Source organism: Actinomyces provencensis, assembly GCF_900155435.1.
In the GTDB taxonomy this organism is placed as follows: Bacteria; Actinomycetota; Actinomycetes; order Actinomycetales; family Actinomycetaceae; genus Pauljensenia; species Pauljensenia provencensis.
The window spans coordinates 1,134,377-1,159,604 of sequence record NZ_LT700212.1; the positions used below are offsets into that span (position 1 = coordinate 1,134,377).

Below are 25,228 nucleotides of genomic sequence, written 5' to 3' on the forward strand. Positions count from 1 at the left end.
ATCACATGAAGGTCCACCGCGTGGAGGTCGGCTCCGGCGGGTTCACCCGGCGGCGGGCCGGGAGCGGGTTCACCTACTGGGGTGCCAACGGTCGACGCGTCACGAACGCCGAGCAGCTGGAGCGGATCCGCGCGCTCGTCATCCCACCCGCCTGGCAGGAGGTGTGGATCGCAGCTGACGCCGACGCCCACATCCAGGCGACCGGTGTCGACGAGGCCGGCCGCACCCAGTACCTCTACCATCCGGCGTGGCGCGAGCAGCGCGACCGCGAGAAGTTCCTGCGCGCAGTGGCCTTCGCCGATCTCCTGCCCTCGGTGAGGCGCCGGGTGACCAAGGACCTGCGGGGGCACGACGAGCGCCGCCGCGCACTGGCGGCCGCCGTGCGGATGATCGACTCGATGGCGCTGCGGGTGGGTGGCGAGCAGTACGCGGAGGAGAACGGGTCCTTCGGGGCCAGCACCCTGCGGCGTCGTCACGTGGAGGTCAGGGGCGACACCGTCCACCTGGTGTTCCGCGGGAAGTCCGGGAGTGAGTGGGACGTGCGCTCGACCGATGCCGATCTCGCGGCCTTCTTCACCAACCGACCCAAAACGCCCGGGTCCGCGCCCGCGGTGTGCTGGCCCGAACAGCAGGGTCGCAGGCGTCTCTGGCACGGGGTGTCGGCCGCCGACATCAACACCTACCTGGGAGAGGTGTGCGGCGGGCACTTCACCGCCAAGGACTTCCGCACCTGGCAGGGCACCGTGGTGGCTGCCGGTGCCCTGTCTGCAGCCGCCACCACCGGCGAGACGTCACCCGCGGCGGTGGTCGCCGCGGTCAGGGCGACGGCGGAGTACCTGCACAACACCCCCGCGGTGGCACGTGACTCCTACATCGACCCCCTGGTCATCGAGCTCTTCGAGAAGGGCAGGGTGATCCGTGGCCGGCCCACCGACCGCAAGGTGTTGGCCCTGCTCACCGGGTGAGCAGTGGCCCGTCGCCACCTTCCATCTCAGTCCGTCACCGTGAGGACGATCTTTCCCCGGGCGGCCCCGGAACGACTGAGTTCCAGTGCCTCCGCGCCACTCTCCAGGGGGAAGGTCCGGTCGACGTCGACGTCCAGGGCGCCCTGCGCGACGAGGTCCAGCAGGTGGGTCAGACGTGGCCCGTCGGGTCGCACCCAGATCCACTGCCCTCCGTGCTCCTCCACTGCGGGATCCGCGATGGACACGTGTCGGCCGCCCTCGCCAAGTACCGCGAGCGTCGTCCCGAGGACCCCACCGACCAGGTCGAGCACGGCGGAGACGCCAGCCGGCGCGACCTCCCGGATCCTCTCGGTCAGGCCATCACCGTGGGCCAGCGGCGTCACCCCGACGGCCCGCAGCTTGTCGTGGTGGCGCGGTGAGGCGGTGCCGATGACCGTCGCCCCGGTCGCCACGGCCAGCTGTGAGGCGATGTACCCGACCCCGCCGGACGCTGCGTGGATGAGGACCGTGTCCTGTCCGGTGATGCCGAGCGTCTCCACGCACCGGAGCGCCGTGAGTCCCGTCAGTGGCAGCGCCGCGGCGACGCCGAGAGCGACACCGTCGGGCACGTGCGCGACCGATGTCGCGGGGACCGCGACGTACTCGGCGAAGGTCCCCCCGGACACGACGTCCTTGCGCGCGTAGGAGGCCACCCGGTCCCCCACCTCGAACTCGGGCACGTCGGGTCCCAGTGCCGCGATCTCACCGGAGACGTCCCAGCCGGGGACGACGGGGAAGACGACGTCGAGCAGCCTGTCCAGGCCACCCGCCATGAGCTTCCAGTCCACGGGGTTCACCGCCGCCCGGTGGACCTTGACCAGGACGCATCCGGGTCCCACCTTCGGGACGGGCACGTCGGAGAGGTACAGGACATGGGGCTCCCCGTAGTGGGAGTACGTCAGCGCTCGCATGACCTGTACAACGTCGACGCGGGTCGGGGCATTCCACGCACGGGGTCCGGCACGCCACCGAGGGAGGGGGACCAGCGGGCCGACCCGCCTCCGCGCACGCGCCTCACTGGCGCCGCTGGGACCGTCTCCTCACGGCCCGCTTGCCCTCAGCGCGGGTCGGCACCCGCGCAGCCGTCTCCCCCACGACGTGCTGGAGCCACTCCCGGTCCTCCAACATGTCCCCCGTGATCCGCCAGTACTGCCTGGACCCCGTGTACGCCTCACCCTTGAGGTCCTCCGTCAGACGTGGGTCGTGGAAGGAGGTGATCTTCAGGCACAGCACACCATCGGTGACGAACCCCAGGACCCGCCCGTCCAGGTACAGCGCGTAGTCGCCGAACATCCGCCGGACCGCCACCGGCAACGGGGCCAGCTGGTCACGGATGTGGTCGACGTCCTCCTCGCGGGTGGCCATGCTGTGAGCCTATGGCCCGAGCGCCCGACCTGCGAGGGCGCGCCGCCCTCGTCGATGTCCGCGGACACGGGAGGGAACCCCCGCCCACCCCACGGCGTGACGCCCGGGGTCACGCGCACGTGCGGCGGGCACCCGACGGGGAACGGGCGTTCAGCGCGCGGCTCGGCGGGCCTTCAGCCAGGCATCGACCACGTCCCAGAGTGAGATCCCGACGACCCCGAACCCGAGGAGAACACCGAGGATGCGCCAGGTCTCCCGGTCCACCCCTCCGATGTCGGACAGGAAGTCCACGAGGGCGGGATTCACGAGGATCCCGCGCCCCAGCAGCGTCAGTGTCCAGCTGACGAAGAGGACGGCAAGAGCGGTGTTGACGACTGCGAGGCCCGCGGTCCAGTGCCCCCGGGCGTGGACGACGACGGCCAGGAGCGCCTCCAGGCCGATCAGGACGAGCAGCGCCGCGACCACCCACGGCCACAACGCGGGGTTGAGGAAGGGCAGGGACTCACCACCCACACGCACGAGGCCCAGCGTGCCGTCCCAGGCGATGGCGGCCGCGGCGAGGGCGAGGAGCGACAGGGAGGCGACCATGTCGGAGCGTCCGCTGCCGACCTCCTTCGGCTCCGGGAGCCGGTCGACGTCCCAGGGGGCACCCGCATCAGCGCCCGCGCGTTCCATGGCTGCGAACACCAGCGTCACCCAGAAGCAGATGTGCAGGGCGACGAGCAGTCCCGCAGCCACCGACTGTCCGATGACCTGACCGATGGGGGCGCCCGCCAGGGACTGCCCGAGAATGACCACGGCGAAGACCGTGACCGGCACGATGGTGAGCAACAGCTTCAGGAGACGCCACCAGGCGAGGAAGTAGCGGGGCCCGATCAGCTGCAGGGGCCGGTCGGCGAATCCCGCGGCCAGGGCCGCCGGGTCACCGAGTTCGTTCAGCACCGCACGTTCGGCCTCCTGGAGGTCCTCCCCCTGTTCGGTACGGGTCTCGATGGCCTCGTCGATGGAGGCCCTGAGTTCGTTGCGCACGTCGTCCTGGGCCTCCGCCGGGAGGCTCCGGGCGGTCGCGTCGAGGTAGCGCTCGGTGAGGCCGGTGTCCGGGGTGGTGCGCGGGTCGGGGTGCGGGGTGGCGTCCATGTCAGTGCTCCTGGTCCGTCGGTGCGGTGCTCGGGCGATGCTCGGAGGGGGACGGCACGCCGGACGAGGTGTCCTGCGGCGGCCCTCCGGAGGCATGTGCGTCGTGTGGTGGGTCGTCATGTGTCTGACCGACCTGCGTGGAGGCTGGCGCCCCGGCAGGACCGGGTGCAGGCGTTGCCAGGTCGGGTGCCGGGGTTCCTCTGTCGGGTGCCGGAGTTGCCGGGCCTGATGCCGGCATCGCCCCGGCGGGCGATCCGTTCGTGAGCTGCGTGATCGAGTCGCTGAGCTCCTGCCATTCCCGTCCCAGCGCTTCGCCCAGACGCTCCCCGTCGGGTGAGGTCCGGTAGAACTTGCGAGGCCGGGCCTCGTCGGTGTTCCACTCGCTGGTGAGGAAGCCCTGCTTCTGGAGCCGCCGCAGCAGCGGGTACAGCGTGTTCGCATCGGTCGTGAAGCCTCGGTGTTCCAGTTCCTGGAGCAGGCCGTACCCGTACCCGGGGATGCGCAGCAACTCCAGGCACGCCAGCACGATCGTGCCGCGACGCAGCTCCTGCAGGTGAGCGCTGAACCCTTCGTCCATGCCGACCACAATACTGTGTCGCACACATTATTGGCAAGACTGGATGTCGGCGGCTCGCACTCCTCCTCCCGTGCGGGCAGGCGTCCACAGCGGGGTACGCCGACAGAGCGTCCGCTCGCGTCCCTCCTCCCGTGCAGGGAAACGTCTCGGCGAGACGTGGACGACCCCACCTCGACGGAGGGAGACAGCGGAGTCCCGGTACTCCGCGGCCACCTGTCCAGCATCTTGGAGAGCCAGCAACGGATCGGCCCACGGGTCGGCGCACTCCGGGCGTCAGGTCACGTCATCCGACACGTCGACGCACGCTGACATTGCCCGTGAGAACGGTGGAGAATGTATGCATGGAGCCCTCTTCGCAGGACGTCACCAACTGGGACGAACTGGCGCGCGCCGGCCACGTCCACGGAGGCACACTCCGGGTCTTCGGCGACTTCTTCGGCAAGCCCTTCGACAACTTCCACCTGCCTGCCGCCTGTGGGCTGGGCTCATCCGGGGAGCTCCTGGTGCACTTCACCGGAGGCGAGCTGCTCTCGGTCTGGGAACCCTCGGACGTCCGGATCACCGCGTCGGAGTTCTGCATCGGCGACGCCCGACGCGTCCTGTGGGAGTGGTACTCCTACGGCCGCCCACCCGCGACCGAGAACCTCCGTTTCATCGAGCACGTCACGCGGGGACCCGTGGTGCGCAGGACCGAGTCGGACATCCGGGACCGGAGGGTTCTCAGGCATCGCCGCCTCCGGGGCAACGCCCACCCCGCTGTCGAGCTGGTGACCTACTCCTGACCCGCATCGTTCGACCGGTGGCAGGCCGCACCGGGGGACAAGCGCTGACTCGTCGGGCTGGCGGATTGGCGGGCCCGAGGTTCGACACGCTGCTGAGCAGGCGGGCTGGCGGTTGGACAGGCTGCTGGGCTCACGGTTGGACAGGCTGCTGGGCTCACGGTTGGACAGGCTGCTGGGCTCACGGTTGGACAGGCTGCTGGGCTCACGGTTGGACAGGCTGCTGAGCAGGCGGGCTGGCGGGCCCGAGGTTCGACAGGCTCCTGAGCTGGCGGATCGGCCGCCTGGAGGGTCATTTCGTGGATGCCACGCCCGGGGCCTCGTCGCCATCCGGGTCAATGGTTGTCCACAGGCGGGACACCCTCGAAACAGTTGTCCACAGATTGAAGAAAACACTGGACCGTCGAACACCTGTTCGAATACAGTGGGGTCATGGAACCACCCACCCGCCTGCGACACACCACCCCCGGGGATGCACCCCCCGGGGACGCAGCACTGCGTGGGACCACAGAACTGCGTGGGACCACAGAACTGCGTGGGGTCACAGAACTGCCCCACACATCAGACCGAGCCGCGCTGGCGGACCTGCCCGCGGTGGCGGGTCCGTCTGCGGTGGCGGAACCGTCCCAGGTGGTGGACCTGTCCCAGGTGACGCAACTGTCCCAGGTGGTGGAGCTGTCCGCGTTGGTCGAGGCGATCACCGATCAGGTCCCCGACTGCACCGACGTGGAACTCGTGGACCTCATCACCCACCTGGAAACCCTCAAGAACCAGTGCTGCGCACTCCAGGCCCACGCCGCCCTCGCCCTGGAGGACACCCGCCTGCACGAGGCCAGCACCCCCCGCCAACGCGAAGCAGCACACCGCAGTGTCATCAGTGAGCTCGCCCTGGCACGCCGGGAGTCCCCCCACCGCGCCAGCACACTCCTCGGACTCGCCACCGCCCTGACCACCGAACTCCCCCACACCATGGCCCACCTCTCGGCCGGGCGCATCAGTGAGTACCGCGCAACCCTCGTGGCCCGCGAGACCGCGTGCCTGGACCCGGCCCAACGCCTGGCAGCGGACCACACCCTCGCCACAGACCTCCCCACCTGGTCCAACCGTGAAGTCGCAGCCCGAGCCCGCGAAGTGGCCTACGCCCTGGACCCCCACGGCGTCGTGACCCACATCGCACGCGCCGAGAGTGAACGCAGGGTCTCCGTCCGCCCTGCCCCCGACTGCATGACCGTCCTCACAGCCCTCCTGCCCGTCGCCCAGGGCGCCGCAGTACACGCCACCCTCCTGCGTGAGGTCGAGAGAGCCCGAGCCGCAGGAGACCCCCGCGGACGCGGACAGGTCATGGCCGACACCCTCGTCACCCGTATCACCGGACAGACCACCGCCAGTGCAGTCCCCCTCGAGATCCAACTGGTCATCACCGACGACACCCTCCTCGCCGACGGTGACACCCCCGCCCGCCTCACAGGATTCGGCCCCATCCCCCCAGCAGTGGCCCGACGACTCATCACCCTCACAGACACCCCCAGCACCAGCACCAGCACCAGCACCAGCACCGTCGGCACGCACCCCGGGAGCGACACGATCCCCGGGACCGACACGCACCCTGGCACCGACACAGATCCCGGAACGGATGCGAGACGTGGGGCTGAGACGGACCCCGGGACCGGGAGCGGCGCAACCACCCGCCCACACACGGACACTGACGCAGGCACAGGTGCTGACCAGGACCAGAGTCCGGATGAGGGGCTGGATGAGGAGACCCGCCACTGGATCCGCCGCCTCTACGCCCACCCCCACACCGGGCAACTCATCCACATGGAGTCGACACGCCGCATCTTCCCCACAGGACTGCGCCGCTTCATCACCGCCCGCGACGACAACACCTGCCGCACCCCCTGGTGCGGCGCCCCCATCGCCCACATCGACCACGTCACCCCCGTACGCAACGCCGGCCCCACCACCGCCGACAACGCCCAAGGCCTGTGCATCCACTGCAACCAAGCCAAAGAAGCACCCCGGTGGCACGCCCAGCCCGAGCCCGACGCAACCATCACCACCACCACGCCCACCGGGCACACCCACACCACCCGACCCCCACCACTACCCCACTACACCACCCACACCCGAGACGCCCGAGACACCGCCAACACCAGCGACACCCCAGACACCGGCGAGGACACAGCCGAAACCACCACCCACACCGACACCGACAGACCCCACGGTCCCCACATGCCCCAACCCCGCAGCAGAGCACCCGCCGCCTGACCCACGGGTCCCTGGGCCCCGACGTCCAGACGCCCACACGCCCGGACCGCCGGGTCGCCGGGTCGCCAGCGACTGGATCTGGATGCGGTCAGTTGTCGGAGCGGGAGAAGCGGTTGTGCATCCCATTGCTCGCAATGAGGAGGACGCGATCGAGGAGTGCCTCGGTCTCGGTGCGCACGGTGGCGGCGAGCGCTTCGTTCGCGCCGGCGAGGGTCTCCCGGAGTGCAGCCTCGTCCGACAGGGTGGGGACGCCCTCGTCGGTGGTACGGATGCTGGCGTGCCCGGCACTCAGGACCCGCTGCTGGTAGCGCTCGATCTCCGGGATCGTGTCGTTGAAGTGGGCGTCCGCCAGTGCCGCGACGACGCGGCTGGCCCAGTAGAAGTTCTCGGTGGTCACCCGGGCCGTCGTGTCCGAGAGGTAGTCGGGGATGCGGTCGACGTTCGTGTACAGCGGCACGAGTGCATTGAACGGGTTGGAGGCGAAGGCCACCCACTGGATCGCACGCGACGACTCCGGCGCGTAGGGGCGCACCTGCAGGACCGAGAGTTGGCTGTGACGGTTGATCCCGATCGGCCGCAGCAGGTGGCGCTGCGCCTCGGTGCCGAGACGTGAGTACGGGTCGTACTCAGTGCCCTGGTAGTGGGAGCTCAGCACGTCCTTGACGTCCTCGATGGTGATCCTGCGTTCGGGGACGCGCGCCCACGGCAGGTCATCGGAACTCGGCGTGTAACGGGGGGCCGGCCCGTCCCACTCCCCGCTGTGGCGGTTCAGTGTGCGCTGCATGTACCAGGCGCGGGGCGTGTTGTAGACGTGGTCGGCGTCCGAGTGCGAGCCGAAGGCGTCGCGCGGGTTGAGCGACCCGTCCAGGGAGAGGTCGAGGTGGTTGTCGGAGATGAACTCGCGCAGGTCGGGACTGGCGAGGTGTTCGCGCCCCTCCCCCAGTGCATCGTCGACGTCGAAGCTGTCGATTCCCAGTTGGTTCGGCATGGTCACGTAGGCGTCGTCGGGCACGCGCCGGGCGATCCAGTGGTGACCCCCGACCGTCTCCAGCCACCAGATCTCGTCCGCGTCGGAGAAGGCGACACCGTTGGCCTCGTAGGTGCCGTACCGCTCCAGCAGCGCCCCCAGACGCAACACTCCCTCGCGCGCGGTGTGGATGTAGGGCAGGACCAGGGTGAGGAAGTCCTCCTCGCCGATGCCACCGGCCTGTTCGGGGACGAAGTCGGGGGTCCCCTCGGTGCCGCGGGCGGGACGGTACCCGACATGGGGATCGGCGCCCAGCACGCGCTCGTTCGTGGTCAACGTCTCGGTGGCACTCATGGCGACGTTGGCGGCATTGATGCCGGCCTCGCCCCAGATGCCCTCGTCGAGGACGGCGTTGGGGGCGGCGGTGTAGCGGAGGGGTTCCTCGGGCAGGTCGATGGTGAGGTGGGCGATGACGGAGGTGTAGGTGCGCGGCTGGTCCTCGGGATGGACGACCACGATGCGCTTGGGGTTGAACTCTCCATTGGCCGAGTCCTCGTTGCGCGCCACCAGCGGAGACCCGTCGTAGCTCGCGCCCCTGCCCACCAGAATCGTCGTGCAGCCCACGAGTGAATCCCCCTCGAAGTCGTCGATCATGCCAGTCGCAACCATGGTAGGCACGGACGCAACTGCGAAGGACCAGGAGGACGAGGGCGAGCGCGGCCGTCCGGCACGCGGTCGCCGTCCCGGAGCGCCTCGGCTCCCTCCTTACGATGGCCGCAACTGACGGGGCGGGGATGCCCGTCCACTCCGGTGGCCGCTCATCTGCCCTGGTCGTCCGCTCCCGCCCTCGCGCGACACGCTCGAGAGAAAGGCCCCAGCAATGACCGGTGCGCAGCTCGAACTCCCCGACGACCTCATCCACCGACTGGACACCTGGTTCGATGCGGTCGACCTCCACGTGCCGTCACTGTCCTTCGCAGTCTTCGATCGTGGCGGGGTGCTCCACCACCGCGGCATCGGCGAGTTCCGTCTGGACGGACGTGGGCCGAGCGTGGGAACCGTCTACAGGATTGCCTCGATGTCGAAGAGCTTCTGCATCGCGTGTGTCCTCATCCTCGAAGAGCGCGGTCAGGTCGACCTCGACGAGCCCGTGAGCGCCTATGTTCCGGAGTTCCCCGACTTCGCCGACACCCACGGCACACCGGTGCCGGTGACCGTGCGGATGTTGATGACGAACTGCTCCGGCCTGCCGGAGGACAATGCCTGGGCGGACTTCCACCTGGGGATCGCCCGTCGCGAACTGCTCAGCCTCCTGTCCCGGGGGCTGAGGTACTCGGAGTTCCCGGGTTGCTTCTACCAGTACTCGAACATCGGCTTCGCCGTGCTGGGACTGATCGTCGAGAACGTGACCGGACGCCCCTTCATCGAGTTCGCCGAGACCGAGCTGTTGGGACCACTGGGACTGTCCCACACGCACTACTCCGCATCGGACTTCCACGGAGAGGGCCCCGACGGCGGTGCGCCGGAGGGAATCGCCCACGGTTACTCGACCTTCGATTCCGGTGCGACATGGTTGGAGCGTCCCTTCGTCGGCACCGGCGCGCTGGCATGCGCCGGGAGCATCTTCTCCACCCTCGGCGACATCGCTCGGTGGTCGGCCTGGTTGTCCAGCGCATTCGACCCGGGAAACGTGGACGACTCCGTGCTCTCGCGCGCACAGCGCCGACGCATGCAGCGGATCCACACCGCCATCGCCGCGGACGACCGCGTCCAACGCCCGACCCTGCTCAATGTCGGCTACGGCATGGGGCTCATCGTCGAGCAGGACAGCCGCTTCGGCACCTTCGCCCAGCATTCCGGCGGCCTGCCCGGGTTCGGCTCGAACATGCGCTGGCACGTGGACTCCGGTGTCGGGGTGGTCCTCTTCACCAACACCGAGGGACAGAAGACCGCCCGGTGGACGATGGAGCTGTTGGAAGCCGTCCTGTCCGGGATCGACGTGCCCGCCCGCGAGATCACGCTGTGGCCGGAGACGGCGCAGGCGGCTCGTCGCGTCGACGAGGCGGTCCTGGGCCGCGCCAGCATCGCCGAGTGCGCTGACCTGTTCAGTCCCAACGTGCTCAGCGATGCCCCTGCCGACGTCCGGGACGCGCGGATCCACAAACTCATCGAGGGGGCAGGGGGCCTCCTGGATGCAGGTGAGGCAGGACGGCTCGAGGACCGCCTGTCATGGTCGGCTTCCGCCGCACAGGTGGTCTGGCGCATCCCCTGCCGCAACGGTGGGGTCCAGGGCCGCCTGGAGATGACCGAGGTCTCGCCCCCGCGCATCCAGCGTGTCGAGATCGAGAAGGCGATCGAGGACGGGAGCGGGGACCCGGACCTCATGACGCACCATTTCCGTCCGCTGATCCCGCGGTGATCCCCAGCGCGCCGGCGACCTCCGTCGGCGTGCTGCCCACAGTCCGTCACCCGGACCGAACAGGTTCATCGGGTCCGGCACACACCGCGACACTCCCGCCCCGCGGGATCACGCCGATGGCGCACCCACGATGGCCGTCACCAGCCGGATCCGCTCGGCCATGGAGGCAACCTCCAGGTGCTCGTCCACGGCGTGTGCACCGCCTCCCACGGGGCCGAACCCGTCCAGGGACGGCACGCCGAGGGCCCCGATGAGATTGAGGTCGCCGGCACCGGCTGCGGGCCGTGCAGCGCACGCGATCCCGAGACCGGAGGCGGTCGTGGCGATCTCCTGGAGCAGGGCCCGGTCGCCCTCGTCCGCGGCCCAGGCCGGACGCATGCTCAGCCGTGTCGCCGTCACGCCCGCGCGGGGGCGTACGGGCGTGAGGGAGTCGATGTACCCGAGCACCTCGGACTCACTGCTCCCGTCGAGGAAGCGCAGTCCCAGGAGTGCCTGGGCCCGGTCAGGGACGACGTTCGCCTGGGTCCCACCCGAGATCGTCCCGATGTTGAGCAGCACCTCGGTGCCCGACGCGGACACCTGGCGGACCCTGTCCGTGACGGCGTGGAGCTGGTCGATGAGTTCCTCGATCGCGGACACCCCCGCCTCCGGGTCGAGAGCGGCGTGCGCCGCCACACCGGTGACCTCCAGGAGCACCCGTGTACTGCCCCGGCGTCCGATCTTGAACGCGCCATCGGGGTGGGGCGCTTCGAAACCGAGTGCACCGCTGACCCCCTCGACGGCTGCGCGGACCACCGAGGAACCGTCGGGCGAGCCGATCTCCTCATCAGCGGTGATGAGCACGCGGACGCGGCGCCGCCTGGAGGGATCGACCCGTCTGAGTGCCGCCTCCATCACCACCAGACCACTCTTCATGTCGTAGGCTCCGGGCCCGCGCACGACGGTACCGTCATTGCTCCAGGGCACCTCGCCGTCGATGGTCCCGCGTGCCCACACGGTGTCGGAGTGGCCCACCAACAGCAGGGGCTCACCCTCCCCCGGGAGGTCGATGACCAGGTGCTGGCCTCCCTCGAAGGCGAAACGCTGCACCGTTCCACCGAGGTCCTCGAAACCCGCAGCGAGGTTCTCCGTGATCGCATGGCTGGCGTCCCGGTCGGAGGAGGGCGACTCCAGGCGCACCAACTCCTCCAGACGCGACAGTGCCCAGTCCATGTCGGGAGCCCCACTTCCCGCGGTCCCCACGGTGGAGGGTGCCAGCTTCCCGTCCTCGTCCATCCCGATCTCCATTCCCGCCCCATGTCGGTGTCGCGGACTCCCGCACCCTCCCACCCGGGACTGCGCGGACGGGTGCCGGTCCCACACTCTGACACACTTCTTGAACCTCATGATACGACTCGTATATTCATCCTTTGTGAACACATCAACTGCCGCTGCCGCGAGTCCGGACCTGTGGGTCGGGCAGCTCAGCACCTACGACGACTTCCAAGCGGCGTCCACGCTCTACCGGGAGGTGTTCTCCTATGCCAACGAGGATTTCTCCCTCAATGCGAACCTCCTGACCGCTCTCGTCGACAACGGCGGGACTGCGGTCGGGGCGCGCGACGTCAACGGGCGACTCGTCGGCTTCGCCTACGGATTCATGGGCAGTGACGGTCAAGATGCGTACCATTACTCGCAGGCAGCGGTGGTCGATCCCCACTGGCAGGGACACGGTATCGGCTGGCAGCTCGAGGACGCCCAGCGCGCCGTGGTCCTCGGACTCGGGTTCACGCACATGCGGTGGACCTACAACCCCCTCTATGCCCGCAACGGCCATTTCAACCTCGGGTCCCTGGGCGCCGTCGGCATCAAGTTCGTCCACGACTACTACGGGCGCCCGGACACCGACCGTCTCCTGGTCGATTGGTCCCTCGGCGACGACATCGATCCCTACGCCGCGCACCGCGGGCTCGCTGCACCGGAGGAGATCGCCCATGCGGCCACCGGTGAGATCGTGGAGGCCGAAGTTCCGGGAGGAGCGGTCTGGGTGGCACTCCCGGCGGGGTACGTCGCCGGGCGACGTACCCGCCGTTCCCAGGCGGAGGGCTCCCGCCTCCGGCGTACGATCGATCTGCTCATGTCCGACGACCGGGTCCTGGTCGACTGCCAGCGTGTGGGCAATGACATGGCGGCATATCTCGCCGTCGCACGGAGGCGATGACGACGAGCACCACGACACCCGAGGACGCGGACAACAGGCGTCTGACCACCCAGGGCGCACGTTTCCGTGCCCGGATCCGGACCGGGACCTCCGCGCAGATCCTGCGCGACAGGGTGATGAGGAAGGAGACGGAGTCCCTCGCCTCGACCTTCGAGCACCTCTGCTCCGACGACTCCCTGCAGCGCGCAGCCGCCCTCATCGTCTCCTCCCGACGCCGCTTCGTCATGGGTGCGGGCAAGTCCAGTGCCTATGCCTCCCTGCTCAGTGCCGACCTCGCCGCAGGGCTCGCGAACGTGTACCAGATCGACGACACGTCCCTGCACGCCATCGATGTCCTCACCGACGTGCGCGCGAACGACGTCCTGGTGTGCTTCTCGGTTCGCCGGTACCGCGTCGAGACCGTGGACCTGGCGCGCCTGTACTCCGAGCAGGGCGGACACGTCGTGGTCGTGACCGACTCCGACACCTCACCCCTGGTCCCCATCGGCGAGGTGGTGCTCACCGTCGACACGGGATCGGAGTCCTACGCGGACTCCCCCCTCCCCATCGTCTCCGTGTGCCACCTGCTGTCCACGCTCACCATCGCCTCCGCCAAGGGGGCCCGTCGGCGTCTGCTCGCGCGGGACACGCTCGGCACGACGCTCCACCAGTACCTGCCGGACGAGGAGGCGCCGCATGAGGATTGAGTCGATCGCCCTGGCCAAGGTCCGGCTGAGGCTGGTCCACGAGTTCCAGACCAGCTCGCACCGCAAGGACCACCTCGACCACATCCTCGTGCGCCTCACGGACGCCGACGGCACGGTCGGATGGGGGGGAGATCGCCTCCCCCTCGGACCCCTACTACTGCGCGGAGACGGTCGACACCGCGTGGTTGGTGGCCACCCACTACCTGGCGCCCTCCGTTCTCGGCACCGAGGCCGCGACCCCGGGAGAACTCGAGGACAGCTGGCGCAGGATCCGCGGCCACGAGTTCGCCAAGGCGGGCTTCTCCATCGCCGCCTGGTCACTGTGGACCGCGCAGCAGGGAGTCCCCCTCGCCCGGGCGCTGGGGGGCACCCGCGAGGAGGTGGTGGCCGGTGTCTCGCTCGGCATCGAGAAGACCGTCGACGACCTCCTCGTCCAGGTGCAGGCACAGGTCGACGCCGGGTACCAGCGCATCAAGCTCAAGATCGCCCCGGGATGGGACCTCGAGCCCGTCGCCGCGGTGCGCTCCGCCTTCCCCGACCACGACGTGCACGTCGACGCCAACGGCGCATACGGGAGCGACGAGGAGACCTTCTCCCACCTGAGGAGACTGGACGACTTCCGCCTCACGATGATCGAGCAGCCCTTCGCCCCGCGTGACTTCACCTCCCATGCGCGACTGCAGTCGGTGATGGGGACCCCGGTCTGCCTCGACGAGTCGGTCGTGACCGTCGACGACCTCCACACGATGCTCGCCCTGAAGGCGGGGCGCATCGTCAACATCAAGGTCTCCCGCGTGGGCGGTCTCTCCGCTGCCCGCCGCTTGCACGACATCGCCCAGGAGGACGGCATCCCCGTCTGGTGCGGGGGAATGCACGAGTTCGGCATCGGGCGCGCCGCCAACGTGGCCCTGTCCTCCCTGCCCGGATTCGTCCTCCCCTCCGACGTCTCGGCATCCTCGAAGTACTTCCTGCGCGACATCATCGACCCTCCCATCACGGCCGACCACGGCGTCGTCCGGGTCCCCACCACCCCAGGACTGGGCGTGCACGTGGACCGCGGATGGATGGACGCCCACACCCTTGAGTCGATCGAGCTGGACGTCAACCATCCGGATGGGCGGGAGACGACACCAACAGAGAGAAGTGCGCCATGGCAGTGACAGTTCTGGCGGAGGCCGATCCCACCGCCCTCTTCCACTCCACCGCGCAGCCCGGGGGGACCCACCGGGACCCCTCCATCGGGGAGGTCCTCAGGTTCGTCGATCCGAGCAGCACCGATGTGAGCGTCTTCGACCTCGGGCTGCTGCGGGGGGACGGCATCTTCGAGGCCACCGAGGTGAACCACGGCGTGGCCCTGGCACTGCGTCTGCACGTGCGCCGCCTGGGCCTCTCTGCGCGGATCGCCGACCTGCCGCCCATTGACGAGGACGCCTGGGTCGAAGCGCTCTCCGATGTCGTCGCCCGCTACGACGCCGACCAGCCCGGCATGCTGAAGGTCATCGTCACCAGGGGCGCCGACGGCTCCACGAATCCCGGCAAGGAACAGGATCCGGGCGTGCCCCATGTCTGGGTCTTCATCGACGAAAAGCTTCCCAGTGAGGCCAAACCCGAGCAGATCAGCGTCATCACCCTCTCGCGCGAGATCGTGAGGGACTCCGTCGAGCGCGCCCCCTGGCTGTTGCTCGGCGCCAAGACCCTCTCCTACGCCACGAACATGTCGATCGGACGCGAAGCGGCCCGGCGGGGCTGCGACAACGCGATCCTCACCACCATGGACGGCTATGTCCTGGAGGGTCCCCGCTCCAATGTGATCGTGCGCAATGGACAGTCCCTGCTCACCCCGGACCCGCGCATCGGCATCCTGCACGGGACCACGCAGCAGGAGATGTTCGCCTACGCCGCGTCCCAGGGCCTCACCGTCGGGTACGGGGACCTGACGGTGGAGGAACTGCGTCAGGCGGAGCAGATCTGGATGACGGGGGGCTCCACCGTGCAGGCGGTCACCGAGCTGGACGGCGTGCCGGTGCCCACCGACCTGGCCTTCACGCGCGCAGCCAACGAGTACATGCGCACCCAGCGGGCGGCGGTCGATGCGTACACGCTGACGGCCCCGAGCCCGTTCGACCAGGACCGGGACTGAGACCACCCGCATCCCCCCGGTCGGAGGCGGCACCGGCGGGACCATCTCCCGCCGGGCCCCGACCCCTCACGTGGGCAGGTACCCGTTGACGGCGGCGATGACCACCAGTGTCACCAGGAACCCGACCACGTAGTTCAGCCAGAGGAAGCGCACCCATCCGGCGTGGGCAGCTGCCGAGTCCTCGTCGGTGACGTTCCACCAGGGCAGGACGGAGACCGCGTAGACCAGGCACAGGGGCGCCACCCATCGGGCCGCGCCTCCCGCGAGGAGCAGCAGCAGGGCCGCCAGGACGTACCCGGCTGCCGCGACGCGCACCGTCGCCCGGGCACCGATCTGCGTGGCCACCGACCCCAGCCCCGCCTCCCGGTCGGGGATCACGTCCTGGACCGCACCGAAGGCCTGGGAGGCCATGCCCCACAGGAAGAAGGCCACCAGGGGTGCGACCACCTCTCGCGAGGCAAGGGGCGTCGACGTGGAGGGCGCTGCCGCTGCGAGACCCACCAGTGCCGGTCCCACGAAGTGGGTCGCGGATGTGGCCGAGTCCAGGAAGGGGATCTCCTTGAAGCGCAGGTGGGGAGCCGAGTAGGCCACCACCGCGAAGAGGACCACGGCCAGGACCACCGCGGCCACCGGCCCCGCGAGGACGGCCAGTGCCACCGCCCACGGCACCGTGGTCGCGACGACTGCGACGAGGACGGTGCGGTGCTGGCGCCGAGGCACCAGAGCGCCCTCGACCCCACCCTTGCGGGGGTTGAGCAGGTCGGACTCGTGGTCGAAGACGTCATTGATGCCGTACATCGCCAGGTTGTACGGGATGAGGAAGAAGAGGGTCCCCACCACCAGCGTGGCGTCCACCTGCCGGGTCAGCAGCCACAGGACCAGGGCGAAGGGGTAGGCCGTGTTGATCCACGACAGCGGCCGCGACGCTGCGAACAACATCTTCACAGTGCTCATCGGCGTGTTCCCTCCTGGGTCCCTGTCGGAGCGCCGTGCGGGTGGCGGGCTCCACCGAGACGCCGCAGCAGCACCGGGGCCAGAGCAGCGGTGAGGACGATGTAGGCGAAGTCCTCCAACGGGGCGAGCCCGATGCGCAGACCGGAGGTGAGCGCCCAGTCGTAGGCGATGATCCCGAAGTGGATCAGTAGTGAGTCGAAGAAGGCCGTCAGCAGCGCGAGGACAGCGAGTGTCGCCCTCGTCGACGGGTCCCCGGGGCTGCGCCCGACGCCTCTCCCCCACAGGACGGCCAGCGCGAGGGCGGGTGCCAGGAAGGCGGCATCGAGGACGAGGTAGGTCAGTGACGCGCCGCCGCCGTGCCAGTGGCTCGACACCACGAGGACCGGGACGAGGACGAGCGCCGCAGCCACGGGCAGGAGCTCCACGACACGTGCCCGGCGTCCGCCCTCCCCGAGCAGGCGGGTGGCCGCGGAGTCGACCACCAGCGTGAGGTGGGAGAGGAAGGCGAGGAAGAGGACCTCTTCCACGGGGAGTTCGTGGGCCAGCAGCCACCCCGTCTGCCAGGGCCCCGCCCCGCGCAGGAAGATCCCCCACCCGATCCCCGCCAGGTCCCACAGGAGCAGGACCACGACACACAGGGCAATGGTGGCCAACGCGGGGCGCGGGGTGCGGAACACGGCGAGTCGCCACCGGCGGTCCACGAGGAGCATGCAGGCGGCCGAGCACAGGAGGAAGCCTCCGTAGAACCAGCCCGTGCCGCTCAAGACGTGCCCCCGATGAGCGGGCCCCCGGGCACCGCTCCCCCGGGGAACGGATCCCCGACGGGTTCGGACCCGCTGCGCCCGGGGGCGTGGGCCGACTCCAATGCCGCGACCGAGTCCATCGGCAGCGGACCCGCCGCGGTGCGTGGTCGAGCAGGGGCGGGCGGTTCGGGAAGCGGGCCCGCAGACGTGTCGCCGTGGAGTCGCTTGAGGACGTTCTCCGCGCTGATGAGGGCCATGGGGACACCGATGCCCGGGGTCGTCGTCTGCCCGGCGTGGAGCAGCCCGTCGACCCGGCGCGAGGCCGATCCCGCGCGGAGGAAGGCGGACTGGGACAGCGTGTGGGCCGGTCCCAGGGCGTTGCCGTGGCGGGAGTGGTGGAGCAGGGCGTGGTCCGCGGGTCCCAGGGTGACCCGGGTGCGGATGCGACCGGCGAGGTCGGGGATGCCGGCCCAGGTCGCCACCTGTTCGACGGCGCGGTCGACGGCCTCCTCGACCTCGGCGTCCCCGGGCACGTCCCCCGTCCCGTGCCCGCGGGTGATGGAGCCGTGTCCGATTCCCTCGTCAGCGGCCACGGGCACCAGGAGGAAGAGCGTCTCGCAGCCCGGTGGCGCGGCATCTGCGTCCGTGACGCCCGCGCGACAGGCGTAGACCGAGGCCGGGTCCGGGACGCGGGGCCCTCCACCGAAGATCGCGGCGAAGTTCTCCTGCCAGTCGTCGGTGAAGAAGAAGGAGTGGTGGGCGAGCTCGGGCAGTTCCCCCTCCACGCCGAGCATCGCCAGGACCGTCCCGATCCCGTCGGTGGAGTGTTCCCAGTAGCGCGGGGAGTGGGACCGCAGGTGGGCGGGTAGGAGCGCGGTCTCCGTGTGCCACAGGTCAGCCGTGGACACCACGACGTCACCCGCCACGTCGACCGCCCGCCCGTCCCCGTGCCCGTCCCTGTCCCTGTCCCTGATCCTGATCCTCAGTCCCGTCACCGTGGCGCGGGTCCTGCCCCTGCCACCTGGACGGGTGAGGATCTCCTCGACCTCGCAGCGGGTGTGGATGCGGACTCCGGCCGCCAGGACCACGTCCCTCACGGCATCCACGACACGTCGCATCCCCCCGCGGGGGTGGAAGACCCCCTGCTCCAGGTCCAGGTGGGTCATCAGGTGGTACATCGAGGGCGCCATGGAGGGCGCGGTCGAGAGGAACACCGCGTGGAAGGTGAGCATCTGGCGCAGCACGGGGTCCTGGACCACCCGGGACGCCTGGGTCTCCAGCGACTCCGTGAGCAGGCGCACCAGACGTGGGAGGCCGACGAGGACGTCCCTGTTGAGCCAGGGCAGCACGGACTGGAAGTTCGTGTGGAGGAAGTTGTCCATGGCCAGGGAGTAGGTCTCCCCCGCCGAGGCCAGGTGTGCCCGCACGGCGGCACCCGCGCCGGGTTCGCGTCCCTCGAAGAGCTCCACGACGCGTTCAACCCCGGAGCGGACGTCCACGGGATCCCTCCTGCCGGCGAAGAGGCGGTAGGCGGGGTCGAGGGCGACGAGGTCGAGGTGGTCCTCCACCCGTGAACCCATCAGCGCGAAGAAGTGCTCGAAGACCTCCGGCATGAGGTACCAGGTGGGACCCGTGTCGAAACGGAAACCGTCGACGCGGATCTCACCGACCTTGCCACCCACGTCCGGGCCACGGTCGAAGAGGTCCACCTCGTACCCGTCGCGGGCCAGGAGCCCCGCGGTGGCCAGGCCCGCCAGGCCTCCCCCGATGACCAGGGCGTGGGGTGGCGCACCGCTGGCGGGACGCCGGGTGACGTGGGGGTGCCGGGTGCTCCTCATCGCGTGCCTCCCGCTACCGGCCGGGCAGGCCTTCCTGCTCCGATGCCGGGTACGGACACGTCCTCCCTCAGGAATGCCCGTGTGCCACCAGCACCGCCTTGCGTGTGTCGGGCACCCTCACGCGCGTGCGGGCGAGGTCCCGGGCAGGTGTCGCGGCGATGCGGTCGTTGAGTTCACCGAAGAGGAGGTGCGCGGTCCGCACAGCGGCCCGGCTGGAGTCGGGCAACTGGGCGATGGCTGCGTCGGCGGCCCGCAGGTTCTCGTCGATCTCCGTGACGAGGCGGGACTTGGTCGCCTCGTCGAGCGTGTCGGGCGTGACGCCGGGGAAGTAGGTGCGGCCCAGCTCCCCCGAGTCGGTGGAGATGTCCCTGAGGAAGTTCACCTTCTGGAAGGCGGCCCCGAGGCGCTCGGCCCCCGGGCGCAGACGCACCCAGGCCTCCTCCCGGTCGGGTTGGTCGTGGAGGAAGCAGCGCAGGCACATGAGGCCCACGACCTCAGCGGAGCCGTGGACGTACTCCTCCAGGCTTCCCCGGTCGTGTGCGCTGCGTGTCAGGTCCGCCCGCATGGAGTCGAAGAACGGGCCCACGAGGTCTGCGGTGATACCCACCCTCCGGGCGGTGAGTGCGAAGGCGTGGATGACGAGGTCGGTGGAGAACCCGCGCGGGATGGCGGCGAGGACGTCCTGCTCGTAGCGGTCCAGGACCGTCCTGACCTCCTGGGTGGGCAGGTCCGCGCAGGCCCCGTCCACGACCTCGTCGGCGACGCGCACCATGGCGTAGACGTCGCGCACCGCGGTGCGCACCGGCTCCCGCAGGAGTCGCACGGCCACGCCCAAGGAGGTCGAGTACTGCCCGATGACGACGGCGGCCGCCTCGTGCGCGGCACGCTCAAAGAGCCGTGCGGGAGTGGAGGTGGGACGTGTCATCGGCTCCGTGCCTCCAGGGTGTCGGTCAGTGCCACGAGTGCCCGGGCCAGTGGCTCCGGGACGCTGGGATGGGTGAAGTGGGTGCGGGCCGAGTCGTGCAGTGCCGCGGAGAGCTCCCGGGCATGGTCGTCTGCGCCGCTGGAGACGATGACCTCACATGCGAGGTGCTCCGCCCCGTCGGGGTCCCCCCCGTCCCAGGTCGTCCCAGATCGACGGCCAACGCGCATCGCGGGCGGCGGCCCACACGGTGAGCACCGTGTGCTTGCGGCGCCTGAGATCCGAGGAGGTGGACTTGCCGGTGAGTCCGGGGTCTCCCACGGTGCCGAGCAGGTCGTCCACGACCTGGAAGGCGCCCCCGAGGTCCCGGGCGCCGGCGGCCAGCTGCGCGGTGGGCGTCGGGCCCAGGCCCCCGAGGACCGCGCCGCAGGCGATGGGCGCCTCGAAGGAGTAGACCCCGGTCTTCAGGCGGGCCAGGTCCAACAGGTCCTCCTCACGGGGACGTGCGGCGGGGGTGGTCGAGATGTCCCGCAGCTGGCCCTCAGCCGTGCGTCTGAGTGCCTCGTCGACGATGTCCACGACACGCGACATGGAGGGGTCGGCATCCGCGAGCAGGCGGTAGGCGCCGGTGAGCGCCAGGTCCCCGGTGATGATCGCCGCCGAGGCCCCGGTGTGGGTCGCATCGGTGTCCCCGCCGTCGCGGGCCACACCCATGAGGGCGGCCGCGACGGTGGGACGCCCTCGTCACTGGACGTCACGGTCCATGATGTCGTCGTGGATGAGGAATCCGGTGTGGAGGATCTCGAAGGCGGCCCCGACACCGGCTGCCGCGGCCAGGGTCGCGGGATCCATCCGCGTGCCCGCGCCGGTGGCGACCGTGAGGACGAGGAGGGGTCGGATGCGTTTGCCTCCCTGGCAGGACTGGGCCAACAGGTCCCACAGACGCGTGAACGACGGGTCCGTGGCCTCCGCGCGACGCAGGTCCAGGAAGGCCTCGAGTCTGGCGTCGACGAGACCGAGGAGGTGCTCCTGCACCGAGGCCGTCGTCATTCGGGACCGTTCCACTCGTCCAGTTGCCGCACCATCCAGGGGCTGAATGCGAAGGGAGCGCCCTCGACCGCCTCTCGTACCCGTGCCAGGGGCGTCCAGGCCCACTCGGCCACCTCGTCGGGGTTGGGGGACATGTCGGGCCGGGGGTCGACCCGCAGCACGAGGACGGGGCAGAACTCGTTCTCCACCACTCCGGAGGCATCCGTGGCCCGATAGGTGAAGGCGGGCAGGACCGTCTCGAATGTCGCCGTCGGGCCGACATCGATGCCGAGCTCCTCCTCGAGGCGCCGTCGGGCCGCGTCGGACTCCGACTCGCCCGGCTGCGGGTGGCCGCACACGGAGTTGGTCCACACCCCCGGCCAGGTCGCCTTCGAGAGCGCGCGCCTGGTGAGGAGCACCTGGTCGGACGCGTCGAGGAGGTAGCAGGAGAAGGCGCGGTGCAGGGGCGTGGCGTGGGTGTGGATGTCCGCCTTCCGCGCGGAACCCGTCGGGCGTCCGTCCGGCCCGCACAGGACCACGAGCTCGTCCCCGGACTCCCCCACGGGGGCGCCGTGCACGACGGGTGTGCCACTGACCGGCTGCTCATGACGGGGCTCCATTCCTGGAATCTACCCGAAGGTCCTGCGGGGTGCGCGCGCGGGACGGTGCGGCAGTTGACGGCACGGGCGCACGACGCCGCCGGCCGCGCGGGCGGGCCCGGACGCGCACAGCGGTGCTCCGCCCCGTGCCACGGTGTCGCTCCCCGGGATGTGTGCGCCCCGTCCCGGACCACCCCGGCATTGGAACTGATCGCTTCTTGGAGTATGTTGTTCCCATGATCAGCACACAGGTGGAGAGCGCTGAGCTGGACGCGCGCGAACAGCTGCGACGTGCCGGTCTCCGCGTGACCGCACCTCGCCTGGCCGTCCTGGAGGTCGTCTCCGGGCGTCAGCACGCCGAGACGGACGAGATCGCCGTCGCAGTGCGCGAACGGCTCGGCTCCGTGTCCACACAGGCCGTCTACGGGGTGCTCAATGCGCTCACCGATGCCGGGCTGCTGCGCCGGGTCTCCACCGGTTCCCGCAATGCGGTGCGCTACGAGGTCCACCACCACGACAACCACCACCACCTGCTGTGCCGCGTGTGCGGCCGGCTGGAGGACGTCGCCTGCGCCGTCGGTGAGGCCCCCTGCCTGGAGGCCTCCGACGACCACGGCTTCACGATCGAGGCCGTCGACGTCCTCTTCCGCGGCGTGTGCCCGTCCTGCCGGGAACGGGCAGCTGCCGCGGAGCGTCGCGCCGGGTCCTGAATCCCCGGATCCGCACCCCCATCATGTCCTGCGTCCTCCCGTCGGGAGGGCGTCACCGACCCGTCATGTCACCCAACCCAGGAGGAAACACCGTGACCGCGTTCGATCCCACCGCCCAGCACGACTCGACGAGGACGTCCACCACGCAGGCGGGCGCACCTCGCGAGTCCGACGCGAACTCGCTGAGCGTGGGGCCCGACGGACCCCTCATGCTCCACGACGTCGCACTGGTGGAGAAGCTCGCCCACTTCGACCGGGAGCGCATCCCGGAGCGCAGCCCCCACGCCAAGGGCTCCGGCGCCTTCGGTGAGCTCGTCATCACCGAGGACGTCTCGGAGTACACCAAGGCGAAGCTCTTCCAGCCCGGTACCCGCACCCCGATGCTGGCCCGCTTCTCGACCGTGGCCGGCGAGCTGGGTTCCCCCGACACGTGGCGTGACGTGCGCGGTTTCGCCCTGAAGTTCTACACGCAGGACGGCAACTACGACATCGTCGGCAACAACACCCCGACCTTCTTCGTGCGCGACCCCATGAAGTTCCCCGACTTCATCCACTCCCAGAAGCGCATGCCCGCCTCCGGCCTGCGTGACAACAACATGCAGTGGGACTTCTGGACGCTCTCGCCCGAGTCCGCCCACCAGGTCACCTACCTCATGGGTGACCGCGGCCTGCCCCGCACCTGGCGGAACATGAACGGCTACGGCTCCCACGCCTACATGTGGGTCAACGAGGCCGGGGAGAAGTTCTGGGTCAAGTACCACTTCCTCACCGAGCAGGGCGTGGAGAACCTCACCAATGAGGAGGCCGCCGAGCTGGCCGGCAAGGACGCGGACTTCCATCGCCGTGACCTGTTCGACGCCATCAACCGGGGCGACTTCCCCTCCTGGCGCGTCGAGGTCCAGGTCATGCCCTACGAGGACGCGAAGACCTACCGCTTCAACCCCTTCGACCTCACCAAGGTCTGGTCGAAGGCGGACTACCCGAGGATCCCGGTCGGCCACTTCACGCTGAACCAGAACCCGACGAACCACTTCGCCCAGATCGAGGAGGCGGCCTTCAGCCCCGCCAACACCGTCCCGGGCATCGGGGTCTCCCCCGACAAGATGCTGCTGGGCCGCACCTTCGCCTACGCGGACGCCCAGCGCAACCGGCTGGGCACCAACTTCAACCAGCTGCCGGTGAACCGGCCGATCACGCCGACGAACTCCTACGACAAGGAGGGCGCGATGCAGTTCCTGCACAGCGGGGACGCCCCGGTCTACGCGCCGAACTCCTACGGTCGCGCCTACCAGGACCAGCAGGGTCCGGTGGACAACGGGTGGGAGGCCGACGGCGAGCTGGTGCGCACCGCCTACACCCTGCACGCCGAGGACGACGACTTCGGCCAGGCCCACACCTTGGTGCGTGACGTCATGGACGATGACCAGCGCACCCGCCTCGTCGACACCGTGACCGGTTCCCTCCTGGACGGCGTCGTGGAACCCGTGCTCTCCCACGTCTTCGAGTACTGGCGCCACATCGACCAGGAGGTCGGGGACAGCATCGAGAGGACCTACCGCGCCAAGGCAGGCGCGACCTCCTCGGACGCCACCGCCCCAGCCACCAACGGGTCGGACCCGGCGCCGGCCGGCCACTGACCGACAGGCGGGCCACTGAGCAGCAGGCGGGCCACCCGCACCACGCGGCACCCATGGGCGGCCGCCGTCCCGACGGGGGACGGTGGCCGCCCGGTGCTGTCACCGACCCCGCCGGCTCAGCGGGCTCCCGGAGGTCGCGCAGCCGGTGCGAATCGCCCTCGGAACCCGCTCACCAGCGAGCCCTCACCACCGAGCCCTCACCACCGGGCCCCCACCACCGAGCCCTCAGCACCGGGCCCTACAACCACCGTCCGATCACCGAGTCCGCATCGGCCCGGATCTCTTCCACCGTCCCGGTGGCGATCACGTGGCCGCCCTCGTCCCCGGCACCGGGGCCGATGTCGATGACGTGGTCGGCGTTGGCGATCATGTCGGTGTCGTGCTCGATGACGATGATGGTCGCCCCGGCGTCGAGCAGGCGGTCGAAGACCCCCAGCAGCGTGTGGATGTCGCGCGGGTGCAGGCCGATCGAGGGCTCGTCGAAGACGAAGAGCTGGTGGCGCTGACCGCGACGCAGCTCGGTGGCCAGGCGCAGACGCTGCGCCTCACCCCCGGACAGGGACGGAGTCGGCTCCCCCAGACGCAGGTAGCCCAGGCCCACGTCCACCAGGGACTGCAGCACGCGCGCGATCGCCTGCTCCCCGGCGAAGACCTCGGCGGCGCGGGAGACCTCCAGGCCCAGCACGTCGGCGATCGTGCGGCCCTCCCAGGTGACCTCCAGCGTCTCGGGGTTGTAGCGCTTCCCGTCGCAGTCCGGGCAGCGCATGGGAACGTCGGGCAGGTACTGGAGGTCCAGGCTCAGCTCGCCGAGACCCTGGCAGGTGGGGCAGCGCCCGGCGGCCGTGTTGTAGGAGAAGTGCCCGGTCCTCCAACCGCGCTCCCGCGCCTGCGGGGTGGCAGCGAAGAGCCTGCGGATCGGGTCGAAGACCCCGGAGTAGGTGGCGGGTGCGGAGCGCGCGTTGCGACCGATGGGGGTGGCATCCACCGTGACCACACGGTGGATCCCGCCCTCGTCGAGGTCCTGCACGTGGGCGGGCAGTGGGCGCCCCTCGGCGCGTGCCTCCAGGGCGGGAACCAGACTGTCGAGGACGAGGGCGCTCTTGCCGGCACCCGACACCCCGGTGACGACCGTCATCACCCCCAGCGGGAACCGGGCGGTGACGTCGTGCAGGTTGAACCGGTCCCCCACGTGCACGCGCAGCGCGGGGTCGCCCTCGTCGAGGTGGACCTCCCTCTGCGCACGCACGCGTCCGG

22 protein-coding genes and 1 pseudogene are annotated in these 25,228 nt (G+C 70.0%); 10 read left to right on the forward strand and 13 right to left on the reverse strand.

What is annotated here, in order from left to right; translation table 11 throughout:
* Window positions 1-5 precede the first annotated feature (5 nt).
* Window positions 6-965, forward strand: coding sequence for a DNA topoisomerase IB (locus tag BQ9890_RS04970; RefSeq protein ID WP_075889832.1), 960 nt, complete (start codon window positions 6-8; stop codon window positions 963-965).
* Between the two features lie 26 nt (window positions 966-991).
* Here the strand turns inward: BQ9890_RS04970 and BQ9890_RS04975 are convergent, their stop codons facing one another.
* From BQ9890_RS04975 to BQ9890_RS14730, 4 genes are all read right to left on the reverse strand, one after another.
* Window positions 992-1,915, reverse strand: a complete 924-nt coding sequence (locus BQ9890_RS04975; protein ID WP_075889834.1) for an NADP-dependent oxidoreductase — start codon at window positions 1,913-1,915, stop codon at window positions 992-994.
* A gap of 103 nt (window positions 1,916-2,018) precedes the next feature.
* On the reverse strand, window positions 2,019-2,369 hold the full coding sequence (locus tag BQ9890_RS04980; RefSeq protein ID WP_075889836.1) for a TfoX/Sxy family protein: 351 nt from the start codon (window positions 2,367-2,369) through the stop codon (window positions 2,019-2,021).
* 150 nt (window positions 2,370-2,519) lie between these two features.
* Window positions 2,520-3,506, reverse strand: a complete 987-nt coding sequence (locus BQ9890_RS04985; protein ID WP_075889838.1) for a permease prefix domain 1-containing protein — start codon at window positions 3,504-3,506, stop codon at window positions 2,520-2,522.
* 1 nt (window position 3,507) lies between these two features.
* On the reverse strand, window positions 3,508-4,083 hold the full coding sequence (locus BQ9890_RS14730) for a PadR family transcriptional regulator (protein ID WP_078062537.1): 576 nt from the start codon (window positions 4,081-4,083) through the stop codon (window positions 3,508-3,510).
* Window positions 4,084-4,424: 341 nt separating this feature from the next.
* On the opposite strand from BQ9890_RS14730, the gene BQ9890_RS04995 reads away from it, so the two are divergent.
* Window positions 4,425-4,865, forward strand: coding sequence for a hypothetical protein (locus BQ9890_RS04995; protein WP_075889840.1), 441 nt, complete (start codon window positions 4,425-4,427; stop codon window positions 4,863-4,865).
* A 429-nt stretch (window positions 4,866-5,294) separates the two neighbouring features.
* Window positions 5,295-7,130, forward strand: a complete 1,836-nt coding sequence (locus BQ9890_RS05000) for an HNH endonuclease (protein WP_075889842.1) — start codon at window positions 5,295-5,297, stop codon at window positions 7,128-7,130.
* 88 nt (window positions 7,131-7,218) lie between these two features.
* On the opposite strand, the gene BQ9890_RS05005 is transcribed toward BQ9890_RS05000, so the two are convergent.
* Window positions 7,219-8,751, reverse strand: a complete 1,533-nt coding sequence (locus BQ9890_RS05005; RefSeq protein ID WP_230297822.1) for a C69 family dipeptidase — start codon at window positions 8,749-8,751, stop codon at window positions 7,219-7,221.
* Between the two features lie 226 nt (window positions 8,752-8,977).
* On the opposite strand from BQ9890_RS05005, the gene BQ9890_RS05010 reads away from it, so the two are divergent.
* Window positions 8,978-10,516: a serine hydrolase domain-containing protein gene (locus BQ9890_RS05010; protein WP_075889844.1), complete on the forward strand. Its 1,539-nt coding sequence runs from the start codon at window positions 8,978-8,980 to the stop codon at window positions 10,514-10,516.
* A gap of 108 nt (window positions 10,517-10,624) precedes the next feature.
* On the opposite strand, the gene BQ9890_RS05015 is transcribed toward BQ9890_RS05010, so the two are convergent.
* Window positions 10,625-11,803, reverse strand: coding sequence for a M20/M25/M40 family metallo-hydrolase (locus BQ9890_RS05015; protein ID WP_230297823.1), 1,179 nt, complete (start codon window positions 11,801-11,803; stop codon window positions 10,625-10,627).
* 124 nt (window positions 11,804-11,927) lie between these two features.
* Between BQ9890_RS05015 and BQ9890_RS05020 the strand changes: the two genes are divergently transcribed.
* From BQ9890_RS05020 to BQ9890_RS05035, 4 genes are all read left to right on the forward strand, one after another.
* Window positions 11,928-12,716, forward strand: a complete 789-nt coding sequence (locus BQ9890_RS05020; RefSeq protein ID WP_075889846.1) for a GNAT family N-acetyltransferase — start codon at window positions 11,928-11,930, stop codon at window positions 12,714-12,716.
* On the forward strand, window positions 12,713-13,402 hold the full coding sequence (locus BQ9890_RS05025) for a MurR/RpiR family transcriptional regulator (RefSeq protein ID WP_075889848.1): 690 nt from the start codon (window positions 12,713-12,715) through the stop codon (window positions 13,400-13,402). Before BQ9890_RS05020 ends, BQ9890_RS05025 begins: the two co-directional genes overlap by 4 nt.
* Before the next feature lie 131 nt (window positions 13,403-13,533).
* The gene (menC, locus tag BQ9890_RS05030) at window positions 13,534-14,562 is read left to right on the forward strand and encodes an o-succinylbenzoate synthase (RefSeq protein WP_268258657.1); all 1,029 of its coding nucleotides are present in this window, start codon (window positions 13,534-13,536) and stop codon (window positions 14,560-14,562) included.
* Entirely contained in the window at window positions 14,553-15,542 is a 990-nt protein-coding gene (locus tag BQ9890_RS05035) for an aminotransferase class IV (RefSeq protein ID WP_075889850.1), read from the forward strand. Before menC ends, BQ9890_RS05035 begins: the two co-directional genes overlap by 10 nt.
* Before the next feature lie 66 nt (window positions 15,543-15,608).
* Here BQ9890_RS05035 and BQ9890_RS05040 read toward each other — a convergent pair whose 3' ends face one another.
* The 6 genes and pseudogenes from BQ9890_RS05040 to idi all read right to left on the reverse strand — a co-directional run bounded on the left by BQ9890_RS05040 (window position 15,609) and on the right by idi (window position 21,648).
* The gene (locus BQ9890_RS05040; RefSeq protein ID WP_075889852.1) at window positions 15,609-16,496 is read right to left on the reverse strand and encodes a prenyltransferase; all 888 of its coding nucleotides are present in this window, start codon (window positions 16,494-16,496) and stop codon (window positions 15,609-15,611) included.
* A complete protein-coding gene (locus tag BQ9890_RS15195) occupies window positions 16,493-17,260 on the reverse strand; it encodes a lycopene cyclase domain-containing protein (protein ID WP_075889854.1) in 768 nt (255 codons plus the stop codon). Before BQ9890_RS15195 ends, BQ9890_RS05040 begins: the two co-directional genes overlap by 4 nt.
* Entirely contained in the window at window positions 17,257-19,077 is a 1,821-nt protein-coding gene (gene crtI, locus BQ9890_RS05050) for a phytoene desaturase family protein (protein ID WP_075889858.1), read from the reverse strand. Before crtI ends, BQ9890_RS15195 begins: the two co-directional genes overlap by 4 nt.
* A gap of 67 nt (window positions 19,078-19,144) precedes the next feature.
* Window positions 19,145-20,002, reverse strand: a complete 858-nt coding sequence (locus BQ9890_RS05055; RefSeq protein WP_075889860.1) for a phytoene/squalene synthase family protein — start codon at window positions 20,000-20,002, stop codon at window positions 19,145-19,147.
* A 153-nt stretch (window positions 20,003-20,155) separates the two neighbouring features.
* Window positions 20,156-21,049 (reverse strand): annotated as a pseudogene (locus tag BQ9890_RS16170) (polyprenyl synthetase family protein).
* A complete protein-coding gene (gene idi, locus BQ9890_RS05065; protein WP_078062240.1) occupies window positions 21,046-21,648 on the reverse strand; it encodes an isopentenyl-diphosphate Delta-isomerase in 603 nt (200 codons plus the stop codon). The pseudogene BQ9890_RS16170 and the gene idi overlap by 4 nt, the downstream one beginning before the upstream one ends.
* A gap of 215 nt (window positions 21,649-21,863) precedes the next feature.
* Here idi and BQ9890_RS05070 point away from each other — a divergent pair, with 215 nt between their 5' ends.
* Together BQ9890_RS05070 and BQ9890_RS05075 are read left to right on the forward strand one after the other, a co-directional pair.
* Window positions 21,864-22,337 (forward strand): Fur family transcriptional regulator, encoded by a 474-nt coding sequence (locus tag BQ9890_RS05070; protein ID WP_075889862.1) that lies wholly within the window; start codon window positions 21,864-21,866, stop codon window positions 22,335-22,337.
* A gap of 92 nt (window positions 22,338-22,429) precedes the next feature.
* Window positions 22,430-23,974, forward strand: a complete 1,545-nt coding sequence (locus tag BQ9890_RS05075) for a catalase (RefSeq protein ID WP_230297825.1) — start codon at window positions 22,430-22,432, stop codon at window positions 23,972-23,974.
* A 238-nt stretch (window positions 23,975-24,212) separates the two neighbouring features.
* Here the strand turns inward: BQ9890_RS05075 and BQ9890_RS16175 are convergent, their stop codons facing one another.
* Entirely contained in the window at window positions 24,213-25,220 is a 1,008-nt protein-coding gene (locus BQ9890_RS16175) for an excinuclease ABC subunit UvrA (RefSeq protein ID WP_230297826.1), read from the reverse strand.
* Between the last annotated feature and the right edge of the window lie 8 nt (window positions 25,221-25,228).

Bases quoted from the DNA above. Each gene is read 5' to 3' on its own strand.
- BQ9890_RS05010 (WP_075889844.1), top strand. From the start codon at position 8,978: ATGACCGGTGCGCAGCTCGAACTCCCCGACGACCTCATCCACCGACTG.
- BQ9890_RS05015 (WP_230297823.1), bottom strand. From the start codon at position 11,803: ATGGAGATCGGGATGGACGAGGACGGGAAGCTGGCACCCTCCACCGTG.
- BQ9890_RS04970 (WP_075889832.1), top strand. From the start codon at position 6: ATGAAGGTCCACCGCGTGGAGGTCGGCTCCGGCGGGTTCACCCGGCGG.
- BQ9890_RS05070 (WP_075889862.1), top strand. From the start codon at position 21,864: ATGATCAGCACACAGGTGGAGAGCGCTGAGCTGGACGCGCGCGAACAG.
- idi (WP_078062240.1), bottom strand. From the start codon at position 21,648: ATGGAGCCCCGTCATGAGCAGCCGGTCAGTGGCACACCCGTCGTGCAC.
- BQ9890_RS14730 (WP_078062537.1), bottom strand. From the start codon at position 4,083: ATGGACGAAGGGTTCAGCGCTCACCTGCAGGAGCTGCGTCGCGGCACG.
- BQ9890_RS04985 (WP_075889838.1), bottom strand. From the start codon at position 3,506: ATGGACGCCACCCCGCACCCCGACCCGCGCACCACCCCGGACACCGGC.
- BQ9890_RS05005 (WP_230297822.1), bottom strand. From the start codon at position 8,751: ATGATCGACGACTTCGAGGGGGATTCACTCGTGGGCTGCACGACGATT.
- BQ9890_RS05055 (WP_075889860.1), bottom strand. From the start codon at position 20,002: ATGACACGTCCCACCTCCACTCCCGCACGGCTCTTTGAGCGTGCCGCG.
- crtI (WP_075889858.1), bottom strand. From the start codon at position 19,077: ATGAGGAGCACCCGGCACCCCCACGTCACCCGGCGTCCCGCCAGCGGT.
- BQ9890_RS05000 (WP_075889842.1), top strand. From the start codon at position 5,295: ATGGAACCACCCACCCGCCTGCGACACACCACCCCCGGGGATGCACCC.
- BQ9890_RS05035 (WP_075889850.1), top strand. From the start codon at position 14,553: ATGGCAGTGACAGTTCTGGCGGAGGCCGATCCCACCGCCCTCTTCCAC.
- BQ9890_RS04975 (WP_075889834.1), bottom strand. From the start codon at position 1,915: ATGCGAGCGCTGACGTACTCCCACTACGGGGAGCCCCATGTCCTGTAC.
- BQ9890_RS05025 (WP_075889848.1), top strand. From the start codon at position 12,713: ATGACGACGAGCACCACGACACCCGAGGACGCGGACAACAGGCGTCTG.
- BQ9890_RS05040 (WP_075889852.1), bottom strand. From the start codon at position 16,496: ATGAGCACTGTGAAGATGTTGTTCGCAGCGTCGCGGCCGCTGTCGTGG.
- BQ9890_RS04995 (WP_075889840.1), top strand. From the start codon at position 4,425: ATGGAGCCCTCTTCGCAGGACGTCACCAACTGGGACGAACTGGCGCGC.
- BQ9890_RS04980 (WP_075889836.1), bottom strand. From the start codon at position 2,369: ATGGCCACCCGCGAGGAGGACGTCGACCACATCCGTGACCAGCTGGCC.